Source organism: Streptomyces sp. DSM 118878, assembly GCF_052936595.1.
Genome location: NZ_CP193622.1, coordinates 1472406 through 1489692, shown reverse-complemented (window position 1 = coordinate 1489692; position 17287 = coordinate 1472406). Strand labels below are relative to the sequence as shown.

The 17287-nt window shown below is 69.0% G+C and carries 17 protein-coding genes and 2 pseudogenes; 2 read left to right on the top strand and 17 right to left on the bottom strand.

All coding sequences use genetic code 11. The features are described 5' to 3' along the window. Positions 1-76: 76 nt before the first annotated feature. Positions 77-721: pseudogene (locus ACRAKF_RS06315) on the top strand (DUF5655 domain-containing protein); the annotation flags it as partial. A gap of 177 nt (positions 722-898) precedes the next feature. On the opposite strand, the gene ACRAKF_RS06310 reads toward ACRAKF_RS06315, so the two are convergent. From ACRAKF_RS06310 to ACRAKF_RS06295, 4 genes are all read right to left on the bottom strand, one after another. Continuing rightward, a complete protein-coding gene (locus tag ACRAKF_RS06310) occupies positions 899-2263 on the bottom strand; it encodes a DUF317 domain-containing protein (RefSeq protein WP_447035885.1) in 1365 nt (454 codons plus the stop codon). Between the two features lie 64 nt (positions 2264-2327). After that, positions 2328-3446 carry a DnaB-like helicase N-terminal domain-containing protein gene (locus tag ACRAKF_RS06305; protein WP_447035883.1) on the bottom strand — a complete coding sequence of 373 codons (1119 nt, stop codon included), beginning with the start codon at positions 3444-3446 and terminating at the stop codon, positions 2328-2330. Beyond that, on the bottom strand, positions 3446-4717 hold the full coding sequence (locus tag ACRAKF_RS06300; RefSeq protein ID WP_447035881.1) for a DNA cytosine methyltransferase: 1272 nt from the start codon (positions 4715-4717) through the stop codon (positions 3446-3448). Before ACRAKF_RS06300 ends, ACRAKF_RS06305 begins: the two co-directional genes overlap by 1 nt. Then, entirely contained in the window at positions 4714-5328 is a 615-nt protein-coding gene (locus tag ACRAKF_RS06295; protein ID WP_447035880.1) for a hypothetical protein, read from the bottom strand. The genes ACRAKF_RS06300 and ACRAKF_RS06295 overlap by 4 nt, the downstream gene beginning before the upstream one ends. A gap of 96 nt (positions 5329-5424) precedes the next feature. On the opposite strand from ACRAKF_RS06295, the gene ACRAKF_RS06290 reads away from it, so the two are divergent. Continuing rightward, on the top strand, positions 5425-6270 hold the full coding sequence (locus tag ACRAKF_RS06290) for an aminoglycoside phosphotransferase (protein ID WP_447035879.1): 846 nt from the start codon (positions 5425-5427) through the stop codon (positions 6268-6270). Here the strand turns inward: ACRAKF_RS06290 and ACRAKF_RS06285 are convergent. The 13 genes and pseudogenes from ACRAKF_RS06285 to ACRAKF_RS06225 all read right to left on the bottom strand — a co-directional run bounded on the left by ACRAKF_RS06285 (position 6261) and on the right by ACRAKF_RS06225 (position 17141). Further along, positions 6261-8729, bottom strand: coding sequence for a tyrosine-type recombinase/integrase (locus ACRAKF_RS06285; protein ID WP_447035877.1), 2469 nt, complete (start codon positions 8727-8729; stop codon positions 6261-6263). The two genes, ACRAKF_RS06290 and ACRAKF_RS06285, sit on opposite strands and share 10 nt — an antisense overlap. Continuing rightward, on the bottom strand, positions 8722-9918 hold the full coding sequence (locus ACRAKF_RS06280) for a tyrosine-type recombinase/integrase (protein WP_447035876.1): 1197 nt from the start codon (positions 9916-9918) through the stop codon (positions 8722-8724). The genes ACRAKF_RS06285 and ACRAKF_RS06280 overlap by 8 nt, the downstream gene beginning before the upstream one ends. A 66-nt stretch (positions 9919-9984) precedes the next feature. Continuing rightward, a pseudogene (locus tag ACRAKF_RS06275) lies at positions 9985-10350 on the bottom strand (hypothetical protein); the annotation flags it as partial. A 62-nt stretch (positions 10351-10412) separates the two neighbouring features. Beyond that, positions 10413-10739, bottom strand: coding sequence for a hypothetical protein (locus tag ACRAKF_RS06270; RefSeq protein WP_447035875.1), 327 nt, complete (start codon positions 10737-10739; stop codon positions 10413-10415). A gap of 29 nt (positions 10740-10768) precedes the next feature. Then, positions 10769-11029, bottom strand: a complete 261-nt coding sequence (locus ACRAKF_RS06265) for a DUF317 domain-containing protein (protein ID WP_447035874.1) — start codon at positions 11027-11029, stop codon at positions 10769-10771. Positions 11030-11214: 185 nt separating this feature from the next. After that, positions 11215-11493: a hypothetical protein gene (locus ACRAKF_RS06260; RefSeq protein WP_447035873.1), complete on the bottom strand. Its 279-nt coding sequence runs from the start codon at positions 11491-11493 to the stop codon at positions 11215-11217. 15 nt (positions 11494-11508) lie between these two features. Beyond that, positions 11509-12429, bottom strand: coding sequence for a hypothetical protein (locus tag ACRAKF_RS06255; protein ID WP_447035872.1), 921 nt, complete (start codon positions 12427-12429; stop codon positions 11509-11511). Beyond that, the gene (locus ACRAKF_RS06250; RefSeq protein WP_447035871.1) at positions 12401-13162 is read right to left on the bottom strand and encodes a hypothetical protein; all 762 of its coding nucleotides are present in this window, start codon (positions 13160-13162) and stop codon (positions 12401-12403) included. The genes ACRAKF_RS06255 and ACRAKF_RS06250 overlap by 29 nt, the downstream gene beginning before the upstream one ends. Further along, a complete protein-coding gene (locus ACRAKF_RS06245; RefSeq protein ID WP_447035870.1) occupies positions 13159-13806 on the bottom strand; it encodes a hypothetical protein in 648 nt (215 codons plus the stop codon). The genes ACRAKF_RS06250 and ACRAKF_RS06245 overlap by 4 nt, the downstream gene beginning before the upstream one ends. Next, positions 13791-14249, bottom strand: a complete 459-nt coding sequence (locus ACRAKF_RS06240) for an XF1762 family protein (protein ID WP_447035869.1) — start codon at positions 14247-14249, stop codon at positions 13791-13793. The genes ACRAKF_RS06245 and ACRAKF_RS06240 overlap by 16 nt, the downstream gene beginning before the upstream one ends. Next, a complete protein-coding gene (locus tag ACRAKF_RS06235) occupies positions 14246-16033 on the bottom strand; it encodes a type IV secretory system conjugative DNA transfer family protein (protein ID WP_447035868.1) in 1788 nt (595 codons plus the stop codon). The genes ACRAKF_RS06240 and ACRAKF_RS06235 overlap by 4 nt, the downstream gene beginning before the upstream one ends. Before the next feature lie 32 nt (positions 16034-16065). Next, a complete protein-coding gene (locus ACRAKF_RS06230) occupies positions 16066-16839 on the bottom strand; it encodes a DUF317 domain-containing protein (RefSeq protein WP_447035867.1) in 774 nt (257 codons plus the stop codon). Positions 16840-16841: 2 nt separating this feature from the next. Continuing rightward, positions 16842-17141, bottom strand: coding sequence for a hypothetical protein (locus ACRAKF_RS06225; RefSeq protein ID WP_447035866.1), 300 nt, complete (start codon positions 17139-17141; stop codon positions 16842-16844). Positions 17142-17287: the final 146 nt, after the last annotated feature.

The following is a 17287-nucleotide window of genomic DNA, read 5'->3' as shown; positions in this document are numbered from 1 at the left end:
TCCACGGCCGACTCAACGACGTCCCTGCCGCAAGGTCACTGACCTGCGGAAACTCCGCCAGTAGTTCAGTCAACAGGTCATCAACCAGGGGCTGTTCTACCTGGCCTGGCTGATGGACCACCGGGCGGAGTTCGAGCACTTGGTCCGCGACCGGCTCGGGGTGACGGCCGCTTCCCAGGTGCTGTGGAGTGGCCCGCGCCTGATCTGTATCGCCGGCGACTTCACCCGCTACGACGTGCATGCCGTGCGCGAGCACCGGAGATCGATCGACCTGGTTCGCTACCGACTCTTCGGCAGGGACCTGCTCGGCCTTGAGACCGTGGCCTCGGTGAGCGGCGGCATGCAGGTGGCGCGCCGGGCACGGCGCCAGGCGGTCGCCCGGGCGGCGGCTGGTGTCCAGGGCGCGGCGATGCGCGAGTTGGCGGGTGCGGTCGACGAGGTCCTGCTTGGGCTCGGGGATGGTGTGAACCGGGTGGAGCGCAAGACTTACCGGGCGTATCAGCGGCTGCGGAACTTCGCTTGCGTGTGCCCGCCGCAGCGCAGCAAGCTGCTGGTCTACCTGAAGGTCGACCCGAAGGACGTCGACCTCGTTCCAGGCTTTACCCGGGACGTGTCCGGTCTCGGTCACCACGGGACGGGTGATCTGGAGGTGCAGCTGCGTGCGGTCAGGGACGTGGAGCGGGCGCAGGAGCTGTTCCGGGCAAGCTACGCGGCGGCGTGATCGCCTGCAGCGGCCGGCCTCGTGGCGGGGCTGCATTACGTGTCGTGTCTGCGGTCGTGGGAGGAGTCTCTCGACGTGCGGGCAGGGCGTGGCGGTGGACTATCTATGGTGCGTGGGATCGCCGGTTTGGCCAACCGGCGATCCCACGCTATGTTGTCCCGCTCTGCGGGCCGGTGATCAGCGTGAACGGCTGGCGGGTCGGCCGGGCGTGACCGCCGGAGCCGCCGACACGCTGGTGGCTACGCGGCTCCTGTGTTCACGGCCCGGCAGTGTCTGGCGCGTGCCGGTCTCGTGGGCGAGCGTTTCGGAGAGGTCGGCCAGCAGCGGACTGGGGGTGTGCGGGGACGCGGTGATGGCCCAGGTGGGCCGGTCCGGACCGGTGCCAACCCAGATGGTCCACGTGGCCGAGTTCTGGGCTTGCTGAGCGGTCAGTGGGTCGAACTGCACGCTTGCTTCCCCGTCGGGGGATGTCCATCGGATCCCGTGCCCGGTCAAGGTGTGCTTCCACCCAGCCTCTGTGAGCGGCTGAGTGGCTGCGGTGACCATCTTCTCGTCCACTGAGGCGCTGATGACCGTGTTCCAGCCGTCGCCGTCGGCGAGGTGGATGAGTAGATTCTGCAGCACCGGGGCGGGGGTGGCGCCGGTCGCGGTGAGGACCCACATGCGGTCGGAGACGGGTGTCTCGTAGGCGGCCACGGTCCAGGCAGTGTCGTGGGCGGGGGATTCGTGGACGCGTTCGATGCGCAGCGTCTGCGATTCGTGGATGGCGTGGGTCGTTTCATCGGACCAGGTGCGCCACTTTTCGAACTCGCGGTGTGTGTCGAGGAAGGTGTCGAGGAGTGCGTCGTGGTCGCCGGCGTCGGCCAGGTAGACGGGTATGGTCTCCGGTTCCGGGCGGGCGGGTTCGGGCTTGGGCGTGGTGACGTCGAAGACGGAGTGTGCTGCGATGGCGGCGCGTTCGGTGTCAGTCAGGGGTGCAGGCCCAGGGCGCATCTCGTCCGCGTGAGTCTCCTCGAAGGCGAGCAGGGCGCTTGCGGGTGAGTCGAAGGTACCGGCGACCTGGCGCAGGTGGTTCTCGCCGTGCAGGTAGACGGACTTGCCGCCTCGGTGGAGGTATGTGCCGACCGCAACGGTGGTGTGGCCGTCGTGGGCGTGGGCGTGGATCAGGAGGTGGCCGTTGCGGATGTCGTCGTGGATCTTCTGGGCCTCGCTGGAGACCTCGCGGATTTCGCTGCGGGTCAGCCAGGGCATCGGGTAGTTCGCCCAGGTCCAGTCCTCGTCGATGGCCTCCTGGAGGCGTGGGGTGATCTCGACGGTGATGCCTTCGGCGATCAGGTTCTGGGCGGCGTCGGCGGCCCAGTAGGGCTCCTCGTGATCGATGCGGGCCAGGATCAGGACGCCTGTGGCGGCGACACTCCAGTTGGCAGCCTCTAGAGCCGTGGAGGCGACGTGGGCCTGACTGCCGGTGAGGCGGGCCTGCACGGCGCTCGGGTGAGTGGGATGGGTGTCGAGGCGGACATGGGCGTCGATGGAGGCAGTCACGTGGGAGTCTCATCTGTTCTGCCGGTGGCCGGGCCTGCGGGTCCGGCCACCGGCGTACTCGGGGTTATCGGGTTGCCCGTATGGGCCGGGCGGGGTGTGCGGCCGTGGTGGTCGGCGGGCCGGCGCGGATGGCAGGCGCCGGCCGCCGCTGCTGTGGCGGGTCGGCTTGGGTGGCGTTTTGCCAGCGGGTGCGGACGGCGGCGATGTCGGCGAGGGCGCGGCGGGCGCCGACGACGAGCTGGAAGGGGGTGTTCGCCGGATCGTCGGCGTATGCCTCGATGCGCCGTCCGGTGTGTTCTGCCGTGGCCAGGAGGGAGCGCTGCAGGGCGCGTTCGGCCCAGTGCCCGACGGATCCGGCCGGTTCGGCCAGCATGCGCAGGACCTTGCCTGGTTCACTGCCGTCGTCCAGCAGGCCGCGCTGCTGGGCTTCCCACAGGACGGTGACGGGATCGATGGGCTCGTTGCGGCGGGCGAGGGTGGTCAGGCACTGCCACAGGCCGGCGTGCAGCGGCAGAGTGAGGTCGTCGGGGATCAGCCACCGGACGGCGTCGATGTCGTCAGCGTGGGCGGTGGCGGTGGCGAGGATCAGTTGCTCCTCCTCGACCACCTCGGTGTAGTCCGGGGCGAGATCGGCGGGCGGCGCCGGGGTGCGGGGGAGGACGCCGGAGCGCGGGGGAAAGCGGTTCCCGATGTCGTCCACGACCGCGGCGAGCACGTCGGCCTCGGCGAGCACTGTTTGGACGGGGTGCGGGAGGGAAGCGTCGTGGACGGTGTGGACGAGGCATTCGGCGGCCGTCAGCAGGCGGCGGCGGGCGTGCTCGGCCTCGACCATCCGGGCGTAGGCGGGGGCGTGGCTGGGCCAGGGGCAGACCTGGACGAGGTTGTGCAGGTAGGTGGCGGTCAGTCCGCGCGCCTGCTCCCGGCTGGTGGCGAGTACGCGGTCGAGCCACGTGGTGTTCCTCGCGTGTTCGGCGGGGTCGGGCCGCGGCAGAGTGCTGATCGCGGCGTATAGGGCGGCGTGCGCGGCGGTGGAGAAGGAGTCGGCGGTGATGCCGCTCACGTCGTCTATGCGGTGCGGGTCGAGGAGGAGGGCCCCCAGGAGTGCCTGCTCGACGTGGAAGACGGGCTGGGGCGGTGTGATGGCGTCGAGGCCGTCTTCGTCGGGGTGGGGGGTGTGGGGCATCAGGCGGCGAGGGTGAAGTTCTCGGGGTCGAGGGTGACGCCGAGGTGCGGGGCGAGGAGGTGGCCGGCGAACAGTGGGGGAACGGCGTTGCCGATCTGGGAGAACTGCTGGCCCTTGTTGCCGGCCCAGGGGTAGTCGGCGGGGAAGGTCTGCAGGAGGCCCGCCTCGCGGGCGGTGATCCGGATCGGCTCGGGAACGGCCGGCGCATCGGTGTCCGCGGCCCACGGTGTGGCGGGTTCGGCGACCCAGGTGCACTCGTTCGCGCGGTGGCCGAAGAACAGCGTGCCGGCCGGCTCGGACAGCGGACGGATGGTGGCGTTGGCCTGATTGTTGCTGCGCAGGGACCAGGACCAGCGGTGGGCCTCGGCGGTGAACGTGGGCGCCGGAGCGTCGGCGGCACGGTTGTCTCGGATGCCGTGCCGGGCCGCCCATCGGGCTCCTTCGCGGCGGGACTGCAGAACCACCCCGTCCGGCCGAGGCATCCACGTGCCGCGCTCCCGGGCGTCGGACAGCGTCTTGCGGGAGCCCGAGGGGAACGGTTCGGGTCCGCCTCCAGGCCCACCTCCTGCGCAGACGGTGGGGACGGGCCGGTCAGTCGCGCCCCATCCCAGGGCTTCGGCCATGCTGACCCAGCGGACGCGGCCCGGGCCGAACAGCGATTCCGGCTCGGCGAGCTGGGCGTGCGTGGGCGTGGGCGGCTGCGCCGTGCGGACGCGGGAGGCCAGGAGGATCGCTCGCTTCCTGGTCTGCGGGACGCCGAAGTCGGCGGCGTTGAGAATCCCGCACCAGACGGAGAACCCCCACCCGCGCAGGACGGCCGCGTACTGCTTCCACAAGGGCAGCACGTCCGGTACTTCCTCCATGGCGACCCAGTCGGGCTCGCCGACCGTGTTCAGCGCGTACAGATAGCGCATCGGCTCGGCGGCGAACAGGGAACGCTCGTCACGACACGCGGCGAGGAGGCGCTCGCGGGTGTCGCGCCCGGCGGCCAGATCCTCGACCGCCGCGTGCACCAGCGGCTGGTCGACCAGGCCACGGCGCTTGCCGGCCATACTCCACGCCTGACACGGCGGCGAAGCGATCACACCGCGGGTGCGGCCGACGAACGGCCATACCGGATACATCGCCACGTCGCACCGGATGGTCAACTGCCCCGCCGCAGCACGCGTCTTACACGCCCACTGATCCCATTCCAGCCCCACGTCGCGCACGCCCAGGACGCGCAGCGCCCTGCTCCAGCCGCCCGGCCCCGCGAAGAGGTCGAGTATCACGTGGCCAGCCCGAAGTCGTTCCGTGTCAGCGCGTCGGCGTCGCCGCGGCACGCCCAGGGCGAGCAGCCGTCCTCGACACCGTTCTCCAGGACGTCGGCTTCGTCCGCGTTGATCCGCAGGGCGGCCCGTTCGGCAGCCGTGACGTGATCGATGGGAGCTTCGCTGAGCGGGACGCGGGAGCGGTGCAGGAATGCCTCGCCGAGCAGTCTGTTGCCGGTGGCGTTGGCGCGGGCATTGCCCTGCCGGATGGCCGCGTCGAATTCGACGACGTCCGCCCACTCGGACGGAGAGGTGTCCCTGATCTGCCGCCACTGCGCGTTTCCGTGGAACGGGCATCCCAGGCAGCTCGATTTCGGGGTATCGGCGAGACCGAGAGAGGTCAGGTAGCGCACACAGTCGGCCCTGCTCCAGGACATGTCCAGAAGGGGGTGCCGGTTACGCATGTACTTGACGTCCGCGTCCTTCGCGCGGTGAAATTCATCCGTGGATATTCCTACCCACTGCTCGACGAAGACGCCTTTTGGGATGCGGGTCGGGTAGGGGTAGCCGAGTAGTTCGCGAACCTTCTGCTTAATCGGCTTTACCTTATATTCGCCGGTGCTTCTCTGCACTTCACCCGGAAGAGTTACGCCAGCCGGTGCGGAGGCTGGGGCGGCTGAGCGAAAAGAAGGTGCGCTGGGCGATGTGGTGCAGTCAGGATGCCCAGCGTGACTGAGCTGCCAAGCAACGCCGTCCCGCCCCCTGCCGTCCTCGATGCCTTCGGTGTGAAGGGCACTCCCGTTCCGCTGGTTGGCGGGCAAGGGCGAAGCGTTCTCGTCGGTGCGTCTGTGTTCAAGCCCGCTGAGGGCCCTGAAGACGAGGTCGAGTGGTCTGCTTCCCTTTTCGAGCGGCTGGCACCGAGCAGTGACTTCCGCGTTCCACTGCCGCTCCGGGCCACTGACGGGCGGAGCGTCGTGGACGGCTGGACTGCCAGCGAGTTCCTGACCGGTGAGCCGGGTCCGCAGGGGCACTGGGCCGGCGTGTTCAGCGCCGGCCGTGCCTTCCACAGAGCCCTGCGGCAGATCCCCCGGCCCGACTTTCTTGATCGGCATACCCATCCGTGGGCTGTGGCCGACCGGGTGGCGTGGGGCGAGCAGGACATCGACGTGATCGAAGACCTCTCCGCGCCGTTCTTGGCTCTGCTGGAGCTGAGGCGCCGGGTCAAACAGGACGCAGCGCAGCTCGTTCACGGCGATCTCACCGGCAACGTCCTCTTCACAGCGGACGAAGTGCCTGTTGTGATCGACTTTTCGCCGTATTGGCGGCCTCCGGTGTTCGCCGAGGCCATCGTGGTCGCGGATGGTCTGCTGTGGTTCGATCTCCCGTCCGGCCTGCTGACCGGTGGTAGCGATCATCCTGACTGGCAGCAGATGCTGATTCGTGCACTGATTTTCAGGCTCGTCGCGCATAGCGAGCACGTGGGCCCGTCGGGGCGGGTTCAGCCTGGTGAGCAGGAACGGTATGTAAGGGCAACCGATGCTGTGGTGAAGAGGTTGGCGGCGCTTCAGGGGTAGTCCTTTCTCGGGTGGTCGTCGGTTGAACGAGCACGAGGGATGCCCAGGTCGACGGATGGGCGTCGGGCTCGCCGCTGGGTTTCTTCGCGCTTGGCGCGCAGGAAGGTGAGCGTGAGCTTGATGCCCTCGACCTCACCGAGCCAGTTCTCCTCTTCCGCCCGTTGGAGGCGCGCAGCGAGGTCGGTTTCGAGCTCTTCGAGGCGGCCGAGCATCTTCGGATTGATGTGGAGCATCGGGCAGCGGATGCAGGCGTGCTCGTGCTGGCAAGGTGTTCCGTAGGGTCGTCCGCAGGCGCCCAGCTCGACCTTCCGGCGGTCGAAGTGCTCCTCGAACTCGGTCCACTCCTGCCTCGTCGTGTCCCGGTACTCGCCGGCTGGTCGGACCTGCCGGCGCTGATGGATATGGGCCTGGTAATGGCGAACCACGTCCTCGTCGAAAACAGCGACGTAGCCGCGAGTGGTCTGGACGTTGAGATGACCGAGCAGAGCAGCTCCGATGTGGATGGGCAGCCCGCTGTTGACGAGCTCCGTGACGAAGATCCTTCGGAAGTCGTGCGGGGTGAACCTCAGCTCTCGGAACGCTGGGTGTGTCTCTGCAAGGGCCTGACCGCGGCGAATGATCATCTGCTGGATGGCGGCCATGCTGAAAGCGGCCGGAGCGGAGCCGTTCTGCCGTTGGAACAGAAACGGCATCGGCGCGCTCCAAACTTTGTCGTGGTTGTCGTAGCGGCTGACCAGCGGGATCTGCCGACCGTGGCGGGTGTGACGGCGGATGACGGACGCGATGACGTGGAAAAGCTCCGCGGACATGGGGATGACACGTTCCCGGTCGGTTTTGGATGGGGCCACGACCAGGAGGGCGATGACCTCGCCATTGGGCCGTTGGTATTGGCGGACACTCAGCTGCGTTAGTTCGCACATCTCCTCGATGCGGACGCCGGAGTGCCGCAGTGTCTCGACGCTCGCCCAGTCCCAGAAGGCGGCTTCCTCGTCTGTGCCGATATGGATGAGCCGGCCGCTGTCTTCGTTGCGGACCCGGGTGGGAACGGGGTCACCGTGGCGGAGGAGCTTGTGGTCGGCCTCGGTGATGACCCGGCGGTAGGCGGTTCCGTCGTGGGTGAAGAGTTCTCCGTCTGCTGCTTTGTCGGCGAGCTCCAGCAGCGTGCGTGCCTGGTCGTAGCGTTGCTCGACGTGCGCGACAAGGATGGGGAGCAGAGGCTGGCGCTGTCGAGTGCGGTCGGCGGAGCGTTCGTTGATCCGACGACGGCGGGTGCCAAGGCCGTGTAGTTCTCCTGGTGGGACCGGGCAGGGGGCGACCCAGGCTCCCCAGCGTTCGGGCTCCTCGGCGGCCCAGGTGTGCAGGTCGTAGTAGAAGCTGCGGACGGTGATGACGATTCCGTCTTGGCCGACTCGCTGCTTTCCGTTGTCCTTTAGCTTGATCGACTCGCGCCAGGCCGCGTAGAGATCGGGGCTGATGCGCAGGTCGGCCTGGTCGGGGTTGAGCCGTTCGATCTTCTCCCAGAAGTGGTGCACGAGGGCGAGGACGAGCTGCTTGATGGTCGAGTAGTCGTTGTCGGCTCGGCGTCTGAGGCAGTAGTCGATCAGCAGGGTCCGGATGGCCTGATTGCGGATGGGGTACTGGTCGACGAGTTCCTCGACGGTGCGCTGTCCGCGCATAAGCGCGGCCCGCATCGTCGCTGGCGTGGCGGGCGGGAAATGCCCCATGGTGTGCAGGGCGTTCCACATGCTGTGGCCGATCAGCCGGTTGGCGACCTTGTTGTCGGGTTCCATCTGGCAGCGGGCCCGACGGTTCTCGTGGGCGAAGAACAGCAGGGACGGAGCGGTGACATCTGCCAGCGCGACTCCCTGGACGGCCAGCAGGTTGCAGAGGTCGAACAGCGCTTCGCGTTGGTGGACGTGCCGCAGCGGCATCGCAGCGACGTGTTCGGCGTACTTGTCCAGCAGCGCGTCGTGCTGGGCGGTGACGAACGTGGTCGCGAAGTGCTGAAAGGGGTTGCGGCGGAAGGCGAGCTGCGAGGGCTGGACAGCGCGCAGGCAGAACAACGTCCGCACTCCCGGGGTGACGGCGACGCCGGTGGTCCGGCGAGACCCGAGCGACTTCGCGGGAACCAGTGCCTGCCCCACCGGGCTGGCGTCCCATCGCTCCTGCCAGGTATCGCCCGGGAAGCCGGACAGGTACTCCAGGACCCAGCGCGTGGCCTGCCCACGCTGGTGCCGCGTGACTTGCGCGGCGTCTTCCCAGACGTCTACCGCCAGTCGGGCGATGTGGCTGATGGAGGCGGTGGACAGGTCCCCGAAAGGCTGCGGTGGCGTCGTGGCCACTGCGGGCTTCGGGGCCACAGGGCCGCCGATGAAGCGGCTGGCAAAGGTCAGGCCCTCGGCGACGGGCCCGTGCCGGCGGCTGACGCCTGTGGTGCGGCTGAGCTGCGACTTAGGCACCGAACACCGCCTTGATGTCCTCAGCCGCATAACCCGCGGGGTAGCTGGTCTGCGGCCGCGGCGCGCTGTAGTGCTCGGTGAGCTTGTCGAAAATTTCCTCGACCCGGGCCGTCAGGTAGCGGCTGGTGGTCTGGATATCGGTGTGCCGCATGATCGTCTGGACCTCGGCCAGCGTGAGCTTGCCACCGTTGGCCATCCGAGATGCGGCCGTGTGCCGCAGGTCGTGCAGCGTCCAGTTCGTGCCCAGCAGACCGTTCGCTCGCTGCATGATCCGCCGCATCGCCCAGTAGGACAGCGGTCGGCTCGCTCCGCGACGTGCCCGCCATACCGGCTCGCCCCTCGGCGGTGTGCCCACCTCGTCCAGGTAGCGGGCCAGCCGGACGAAAGCCTGCGGCGAGGCGGGCACCGGCTCCCGCTCCCGGCTGCCCTTCGAAATCACGTAGATCCGCTGACCGGACCAGTCGACATCGTCAACACCGACACCGAGCAGTTCGACGGCGCGGGCGCCGCTGGAGACGTAGAACTCCAGTAGAGCTCGGTTGCGTTCGCATCCCATCCGGTCGAACAGCTCATCCCACAGCCGGTCAGGGATCGAGCGTGGCGGCCGGTCAGTCACCTTCTGCCGAAGCCGTGCCCGACTGATCAGTACTTGAGGCTCCAGCGGGCTGCGATGGGCCAGCGCTCGACGCCGCTGCGGCGACACCGGGACCGGATTGACCACCGGACCGTTGCCCTGGTGCGCGTGGAAGTCATAGAACCCGCTGACCACCGACAGTGCGTGGTTGATCGTCCGGGGTGCGTACCCGGCCCGTAGATGAGGCTTGCCTGTGCGCAGGTTCACCGACCCCGGCACCTGCCCGCCAGGCTTGGAACGACGGCGCTGTGGGTTGCTGGCGGTGCGCAACCACCCTGCCAGCAGCGCGACTTCAGCCTCGGTCGTCTTCTCCCAGGACACCCCGAGCAGCCACAGAAGCCGGAACCACCGCAGTACCCCGTACCCGTAGCTCCGCACTGTCAGGGGGCTGCAGTCGTTCAGCGCCAGGTCACGCAGGTACGCGGTCGCTGCCTCGATCTCGTCGTCGTAAGCGTTGACCACGATGTACGGCGGGTGGGCACCCCGAGCGGGTAGCACGGCACCCACCCGGGGCAGTTCGGCCCGGCCCTCCATCAGCTCATGCCGCAGTTCCACGGAACTCCTCCTCGTTGGTCGCATCGATCTGCGAGCTGATCAACGAGCGGAGTTGGTGCAGATAACTGTGCACTGCCGCCGGGTCATCCCAGGTCGCCCGTCCTTGTTGAGGATGTGGAGCGGCATAGAGGCGAACCGGTGATCCGGGTTCAGAGCGTCGTCTCGGATATTTCCGGCCGATACGCGGAGTACGGGTATCCCGGCGGGCTCGGCTATCTCTACTTCCAGTCGGTCAAGGTGTGCATAAACTGCTTCTGGTTCCCATCCGGTGTCGGCGAAAATCGCGTAGTCGACCCTGGGGAGAATTCCCTCGGCTGACAGGGTAAGGAGCGTGCTGGACTGAACTCCCGCGCCGAGGGACAAGGCGCGGAATCGGGGCTTATCTGAAATGGTCTGTCCTGGGGATAGGGAAAAGGGAGGGCGCGCTCGCATCGCCGCTGTCGCGTCATCGGCAGGGGGCCGGCCGGTCGCGGGATACGGCGTCTCGGCGGTGGCTACGGCATCGGGGCGCAGAGTGCCGTCAGGTCCCGTACGACGGTGAGGCGGCTGCCGGCATCTCCCAGGGATTGCTGAGAGGTCAGGAGCGGCCCCTCGCCCTGGACGGGAATCCCGGTGCGGGTGTCGTCGAGGATGTCCACGGCGTCCAAGGGATGGTCGGCCGCGTCGGTGGCCAGGTGGGCGAGCTGCCGCACCCGTGCGTACACAATGCGGATGGCCGGGCTGGACCCGGTGAGTTGGAGCCGGGTCAGGGCGTCGTTGTGCCGAGTGAAGCCGCCGACGAGGAGCAGGAGGTGCTCGGCTGGCGCGGTCGGGTTGCTCATCGGGGTGACGGGTTTCGGTGGGGCTTGAGTCAGCGGCGGTGTACCGCGCGGCCGAGCTGGGCGCTGGCGTGGTGGACGTGTGGATTCACGGCGGCTCGGTGCACGGGGGTGATGAGTGCGGCGTCCAGGTTCTGCACGAAATACGGGACATCGCGAACGACACGCTCCACTGGCGTGGTCGTCGTGAGGTGGGTGAAGAACTGGGCGACCAGACGCTCGGGCACCTCCGCGGCGAACGTGGCGGTCCAGCGCGTGTCGAAGCCGTCGTACACCGGTGTCTGATCCGCCACGGGTGCGTGGGGTCCGTGCTGTGCTCCACGGTGCAGTGGCCGTCGGGAGAGGCCCACGCCATCCCCGATGCCGTCGATGACGCCTCCCAGCCGCTGGTCTTGGCGAGATGCGCGACGGACTGGGCCGCCAGGGGAATGCGGTCGGCGTGCCGGTGGTCACCGAGCAGCTGGGGGCAGGTCCTGGGTCACAGATGTGATGGCCTCGCTCGGCGTCTGCCGGCTGCAATCGATCTGCCCGTGCGGCTCGTGGTGGGCGATGGTCCACCACACGCCGTCCGGGCGGTCGGGGCGAAGTCGAGGAAGACGCTGCCGCAAGGGCTGTCGATGTCGATGCGTCCGGTACGCGGATTGTGCTCGTAGGGCCAGGCGAACAGGTGGACCAGAGGACCGATGACGTCGTTGATCTTGTTCATTCCGCCGTCGGCCAGGTACTGCGGCGAGACGAGGACGATCGTTCGGGGCAAACGTGCTCGCCGTGTTCACCGCTTCCTGCCGCCCGTGTGGCGGGGCGCCGGCGGTTTGGCCGGTGACGGTGCCTGGGAGCGGTGCGGCTTCTGGAAATCCAGCGCGAGCTGTCCGGCAGCCGTGACCACGACATCCTGATTCACATATCTGGAAGTCCGCGCCACACGGATCAGGCGCTCCTTCTCCAGCATGCCGAAGGGCTTGGGGTGGATGGTCCGGCCGTCGTTGTCGGTGATGCGGACGGGACTCTTGAGCGGTGCGTATCGCCGGGTGCCGCCGCGGGCGATCCGTTCGAGCACCGCGTACTGGGCCGGTGACAACTCTGGCAGGTCAGGCCGGTGTTCGGGGTGCTCTGTCAGGTCGCGGATGATGGTGGAAGCGGCGTACTGGCAGCAGGTCGCGCTCAGTTCGAGGTGCTGGGCAGCGGTGGCCAGGCTTTCCGCCAGGACCGGTGCGGCCTCGGCGTGCCGCGCCTGGCGCACGGACTCCGCGTCGACCGGCGGACCGTCGGCGAAGACCGCACCGTCGAGCGGGTTGTCGCCCACGGCTCGTGCCAGCTGCGAGGCGGCAATCGAAGCAGACGCGGTGACGTCGCTGAGCGTGTCCAGGCAGAACCGGCTGCCGGGCACGGCGGTGTACTGACTGCCGTCAAGGACGGACAGCCGGACCAGGGAACGGCTCACGAGGTCGTGGACGGCGAGGATCTCCGGTCCGACCTGCCGCAGCAGGTCACTGCCCGGCTCGGGGTCGAGCGCGCTGACCTTGGTGTGCAGGGCGGTGAAGTCGGCTCCCAGTTCGCGCAGAAGGTCGATCTGGAGCGGCAGGTCGATGTGTCGCAGGGGAATGATGGGCTCCGGTGAGTTGCGGATCAGCGCGACCTTGGAAGGGGTAGCGCTGGAGGATCGGTCAGCGGCTTCGGGCGGCTGTCTGCGCACTGGTAACGGAGGGCGGCGGTGGTGTTGTTGCCAGCGGGCTCCTGGTGGCTGGAGGCAGGCAGATGGTGGAGGCCAGGGCGGTGGTTCCAGCCGAGGTGAGACGGACTCGGTCCTGTAGCGGCCCCCCGGCATAGGCGGAGGGCGCGGACTGCGGGACGCGTTCGACGAGGTTGGTGGCCTCCAGCGACCGCAGCGTGCCGATCAGCACGCGGGCGTGCCGGTAGTGGACGTACTGCCGCCCCAGAGAGCTGGTGGCCACGACGTTCCCGCAGGCGATCTCCCACAGGGCGGTGCGCTGTGTGGAGTTCAGCTGGTGGACTGGAGCGTCGGTGGTACTCCGGCGTCGGCGTCGGATCTCGCCGGCGAGGCTGGCGGCGCAGCCCATGGTGGCTTCGGGAGCCAGGGCCGTCAGCATGCGGGCCGTGGGGAGCCGGTGCTTCGTGGAAGCGTCGCTCAGGAAGGCGAGCTGCTGGAGGCGGATCACCGCGTCCGACAGCTCGTGACTCTCGAAGAGCCGCTCGTCAGTGATCGCCTTGATGGCGGTGCGCGTCTCGGACGCCAGCCGCTGGGCGGAGGCGACGTGGGTGTCGGGCTCGGGCTGTGGACTGGCCCGCAGGAGACGGTCGAGCATGTCGTTGTGCTGCACGTACTGGTCTGCGAGCAGCAGCAGCCGCTCAACGGGCGTTGGCGGGGCGGCCACGTCGAACAGGAAACCCTCGGGCGGTGTCGTCATACGCGGCGCCGGGCAGCGGGCGCGGGCGGCGCGGAGGGCGCCTTCTGCGGGGTGGGCCCTTGGGCCTCGGCGATGAGGTGCCGGTCTTCAGCGCGCTCCGAGAATGAGGCGAGGCGCCGGGAGAGTCCTCGCGCCACGGTGCGATAGGTATTGGCCGCTCGCTGCATCTCGACACCGGCACGGCGAAGCTGATCACGGCTGGTCGCGGGGGTGGAGTCGGTGTCCTTGTACAGCAGGATCTCGGTGCGGTGATGGATGGCGAGGTTGCACAGTGTGGCAGCGAGTGAGATCTGCGCGCAGGCGCCGGCGAGGTGCGCCAGGTTCTCGGCCCCGTCTTTCATCGCGGGGTACTGGCTGACCGACAGGTCGTGCACCTGCTGCGTGCACTTCATCGTCAGCTCGTGCGTCCGCAGGCTGAGGGGTGCGATCTGTCGGACGGGCTTGGCGATCTCGCCCTCCCGGATGCGCGCCGCCTCCGCGGACAATTCCTCCAGGGCGGAGACGACCTCGCCGAGTAGGCGAGTGTGTTCGGTCAGGTCGACGGTGTGCAGGACAACTCCGGGAGGGTTCGGGCGGTCGGGGGCGAGGTGAAGCTGGTTGGTCCGTTGCTGCGTAGGAACGGACTCGGTCAGAGGGCTTCCCACAGCAGGCGAGTGACGTGATCGTTGCCGTGGCCGGCGCGTGGGCGGGACGGGGTGTGCCATCCGGCAGGGGGCAGCCGGCTGGCGATCACGCGCCATCCGGCGCCGCGCAGCGATGCGCCGCTCTCGCCGTCCTGCGTGTAGGTGACCATCCGTCGGTAGCCGAGGGCCTTCGCCGCCCGCCACGCTGCCCCGTAGAGCACTGAGTTGGCGTTACAGGCGCCGTCGCTGGCGGTCCGGGTGACTTCGAGGGTGGCGCCGTCGTCCAGGTGACGGGCCACCGGCCGGCCGACGATGGCCACGGCGCGCAAGGTACCGGTCTCGTCGGCGGCGCCGACCTCGAAGATCTGTCCTGCGGGCGGCGGGTGGTGACGGTGCCAGGCGCGCACGAAGTCCTTCGCCTCACGGGAGCGGACGGGCACCAGGTGCAGCGGTGTGTCGCTCACGCGGCCGTCCCGAAGTCGGACTGTGTCGGCGCGTGCTTCGCGATGGCGCGGTCCGTGATTGCCTTCGAGGCGCGGGCGGATGCCGCGGACAACTCCTCCGCCCCCGGCTCCTTGTACCAGGGCCGCAGGTCGAGCATGGCGGCGCGCATGCCGGTGGCGAAGCAGAGCGCGGTGCCCTTGGGCAGGGCGCGGATCACGTCGGCGGGCAGGATCCGCTCCTGGCGCATCGACACCGAGGTGCTCTTGCCGGATTCCGAGTGCGAGGTGGACGTGGTCTCCACGTCGTGGTCGCCGATCAGCCGGGAGAGCTTGTCGGCGAAATCCGGGTCGTCGATTCCGGAACCGATCACCTTGATCGTGGAGGCGGACCACATGGCGTCCATGCCCGCGTCCCCCCACACCTTCTGGCCCTGGCGGTAGGACTGGAGGATGGTGATCGGGATGATGCCGCGGCTGCCGAGGTGGGAGTACAGGTCCGGCAGGTCGCTGATCTTGCACACGTTGGCGGCCTCGTCCAGGATCGCCAGCATGGGCGGGTCCAGGCGTCCGCCGGCGCGTTCGGCCTGCGCGGTCGCGGCGCGCATCACGGAGTCCGCGCACGCGGCGATCAGCGCCGAGGCTCCGCCACCGCCGTCCTTGCTGAGCAGGAACAGGGTGTCGGTGGAGGTGACGAACTGCTCCGGCCGAAATTCCGGGACGTCCTTCTGCGGGGTCACCCATGCGGCGATTCCCGCGTTCAGGAGCGCGGCGGCGTACTGACGGGCGGTCTCGTAGATGCCGTCGCGGGTCTCGGGCGGCCCCTCGACGGTGCCCTTGAGCTGCGCGGCGACGGCGGCGAAGTCGTGGTCGCGCAGGATGTCCAGCGGGGTGCGGTCGGCGGGGAAGGCCAGCCACTGCATGATGTCGGTGATGGGCCGCTCGTCGAGGGCCGCGGCCAGCAGCAGTTGGGAGAGGATGTTGCTGCCGGCCTTCGACCAGAAGTCGCCCTGCTGGGAGGCGTCCACCGAGGCGGCGAGGAAGTGTCCGGCGAGCCGGTTCGCCCCGTCCAGGGTCCTCGCGCCGGCGAGGGGGTTCCACCACATCTCGCGGGTGGCGTGCGCGATCTGCTGCGGGTCCATGGTCCACACCGTCCCTGCCCGGGCCCGCGCTTCGTAGGCGGTGGTGAAGGCGTCACCGGCGGCCTTGTTCGACGTCAGCAGAACCGGACCCGGTGCGCCGAGCATGGAGGGGATGGCGAGCGAGGTGGTCTTGCCGGACCGGGGTGCCATGATCGCGACGGCGACGTCCTCGAACCCCATCCGTACCTCGTGGCGGCTGCCCTGGAGGTTGCCGAGGAGGATGCCGGTGTCCTTCGCCTCGATGTGCTTGGTGTCCTTGAGGCTGGGGCGCAGGGAGCGGGCTTTGGCGGTGATCGCTTTGGCCATCAGCGGCTCGATGTCCCGGGCTTTGGCCATGTCGGTGATCTTCTTCCGGCCGCCGCTTCGGTTCTTGTGCTGCGCCCACAGAAGGCCCGCCCCCGCCCCGAGGGCCAGGAGCAGGACGACGGGGACGATGCGGGTACCGATCAGCAGGGACGTTTTGCCTGCGGCGGGCCAGACCTGCTCGGGATGGAGCAGAGCGTCGGTCGGCTGGTACGGGGCCCAGCTGGTGCCGGTGAGGTAGGCGGCGATGTTGCCGGACAGCCAGGCCAGGTGGGCGAGCGGGACGACGACGGCGAGCACGCCGAGCAGGAGGCGCAGGACGAGGTCGTATCCGTCGGTGTTGCTGGTGGAGGAGGGGGGCAAGGGCTACGTGCTTCCGGACGGGGACGGAGGGGTCAGCGCAGGCGGTGGCGTTCGGCCTGCGGCCGTTGCGGAGGAATTGGACTCGCAGGTGGGCCGGAGCGGCGTGCGGTGAGTGAGCGGATGCGCTCCTCCAGAGCGGCGGCGACCTGCGTGGCGGGCACTTCCCGGCGGGAGAGGGTGATGAGATCCGGGTCACGAGTCGGGAGGCTGGAGGGGCCTGCGGTGCGCAGCGTCGGTCGGGGATCGGTGAGCGCGGCAGTGAACGCGGTGATCAGGTGGGGTGGGGTGTGCTCGCTGAAGTGGGCTTGCCATTGGAGAACCCGGAAGTCGCGCAGGGCGGTGTCGACCCAGCAGGCTCCGCTCGTCTTGTCGGTCTCGACGCGGACAGTGCCGTCGGGGGAGATGAGCCGGTTGTGGCTGTAGTCCGGAGACCAATTGGCGTTCAGAAGGGGTTCCTGCGGATCCCAGTTGTCTGCTCGTTCGGCAGTGGGGTCGGTCAGCGCATCGGTGAAGGCCGCGATTATCTCGACGGGGGTACGGGCGCCGAAGCTGGCGAACCAGGCGGGCCGGTCCGGCGCCGCGGCGTGGTGGAGGGTCCACCATTGCCCGTCGGGGTTGGGCTCCAGGCGCAGGAGTGCCTTCTGGTCGGGGCTGGAGAGCAGGACGCGTGGTATCAGGGGGTCGTTGCCGTAACTCCATCCGCTGGCGCGGTGGAGGGGAACGGTGATCCAGGCGGGGTCACCGCCACCGGCGAGGTGGCGTGGGGTGATGAGGTCGACCTCGACGGTCTCGGGGGCCGGGGGCATGGTCACTTCCGAGCCGCGGCTCGCCGGCCGGGCGCGCGGGCCGGTGTCGGGACCAGCGGTGAAGGGGCCTTGCGGGCTGCGGTGTTGATCTCACGGAGCGCCTTGCCGTGGGTGGCCCAGGTGTTGAGGTAGCTCCAGGCTTCGGCGTGGTACTCGGCGAGGGCGTCGTCGAAAGCCGGGGTGCCGGGCTGGGCGGTGGCGGGCAGAGCGTCGCGGGCGACCAGCCACTCCTTGTGCAGCTCGTCGAGCTGGCCGAGGGCGTCGCGCAGGACGCCCAGCTGGTAGACCCAGCGGCCCTGCACCGTGTTCTCCGGCAGCCGGGTCAGCTGTGTCTCAGCGGTGGCCAGCAGGTGCCGGGCGCCGTGGCGTACCGGCTCGAACGCCGTGAGGGTGTCCGCGTCACGCTGGCTGGCGCGGATGCCGTAGGCGTGGTCGTCGTGGGGCCAGC

What these genes read in the sequence shown, in the direction of transcription:
- ACRAKF_RS06305 (WP_447035883.1), bottom strand. Translation starts at nt 3,446, where the DNA reads ATGCCCCACACCCCCCACCCCGACGAAGACGGCCTCGACGCCATCACA.
- ACRAKF_RS06270 (WP_447035875.1), bottom strand. Translation starts at nt 10,739, where the DNA reads ATGAGCAACCCGACCGCGCCAGCCGAGCACCTCCTGCTCCTCGTCGGC.
- ACRAKF_RS06250 (WP_447035871.1), bottom strand. Translation starts at nt 13,162, where the DNA reads ATGACGACACCGCCCGAGGGTTTCCTGTTCGACGTGGCCGCCCCGCCA.
- ACRAKF_RS06230 (WP_447035867.1), bottom strand. Translation starts at nt 16,839, where the DNA reads ATGCCCCCGGCCCCCGAGACCGTCGAGGTCGACCTCATCACCCCACGC.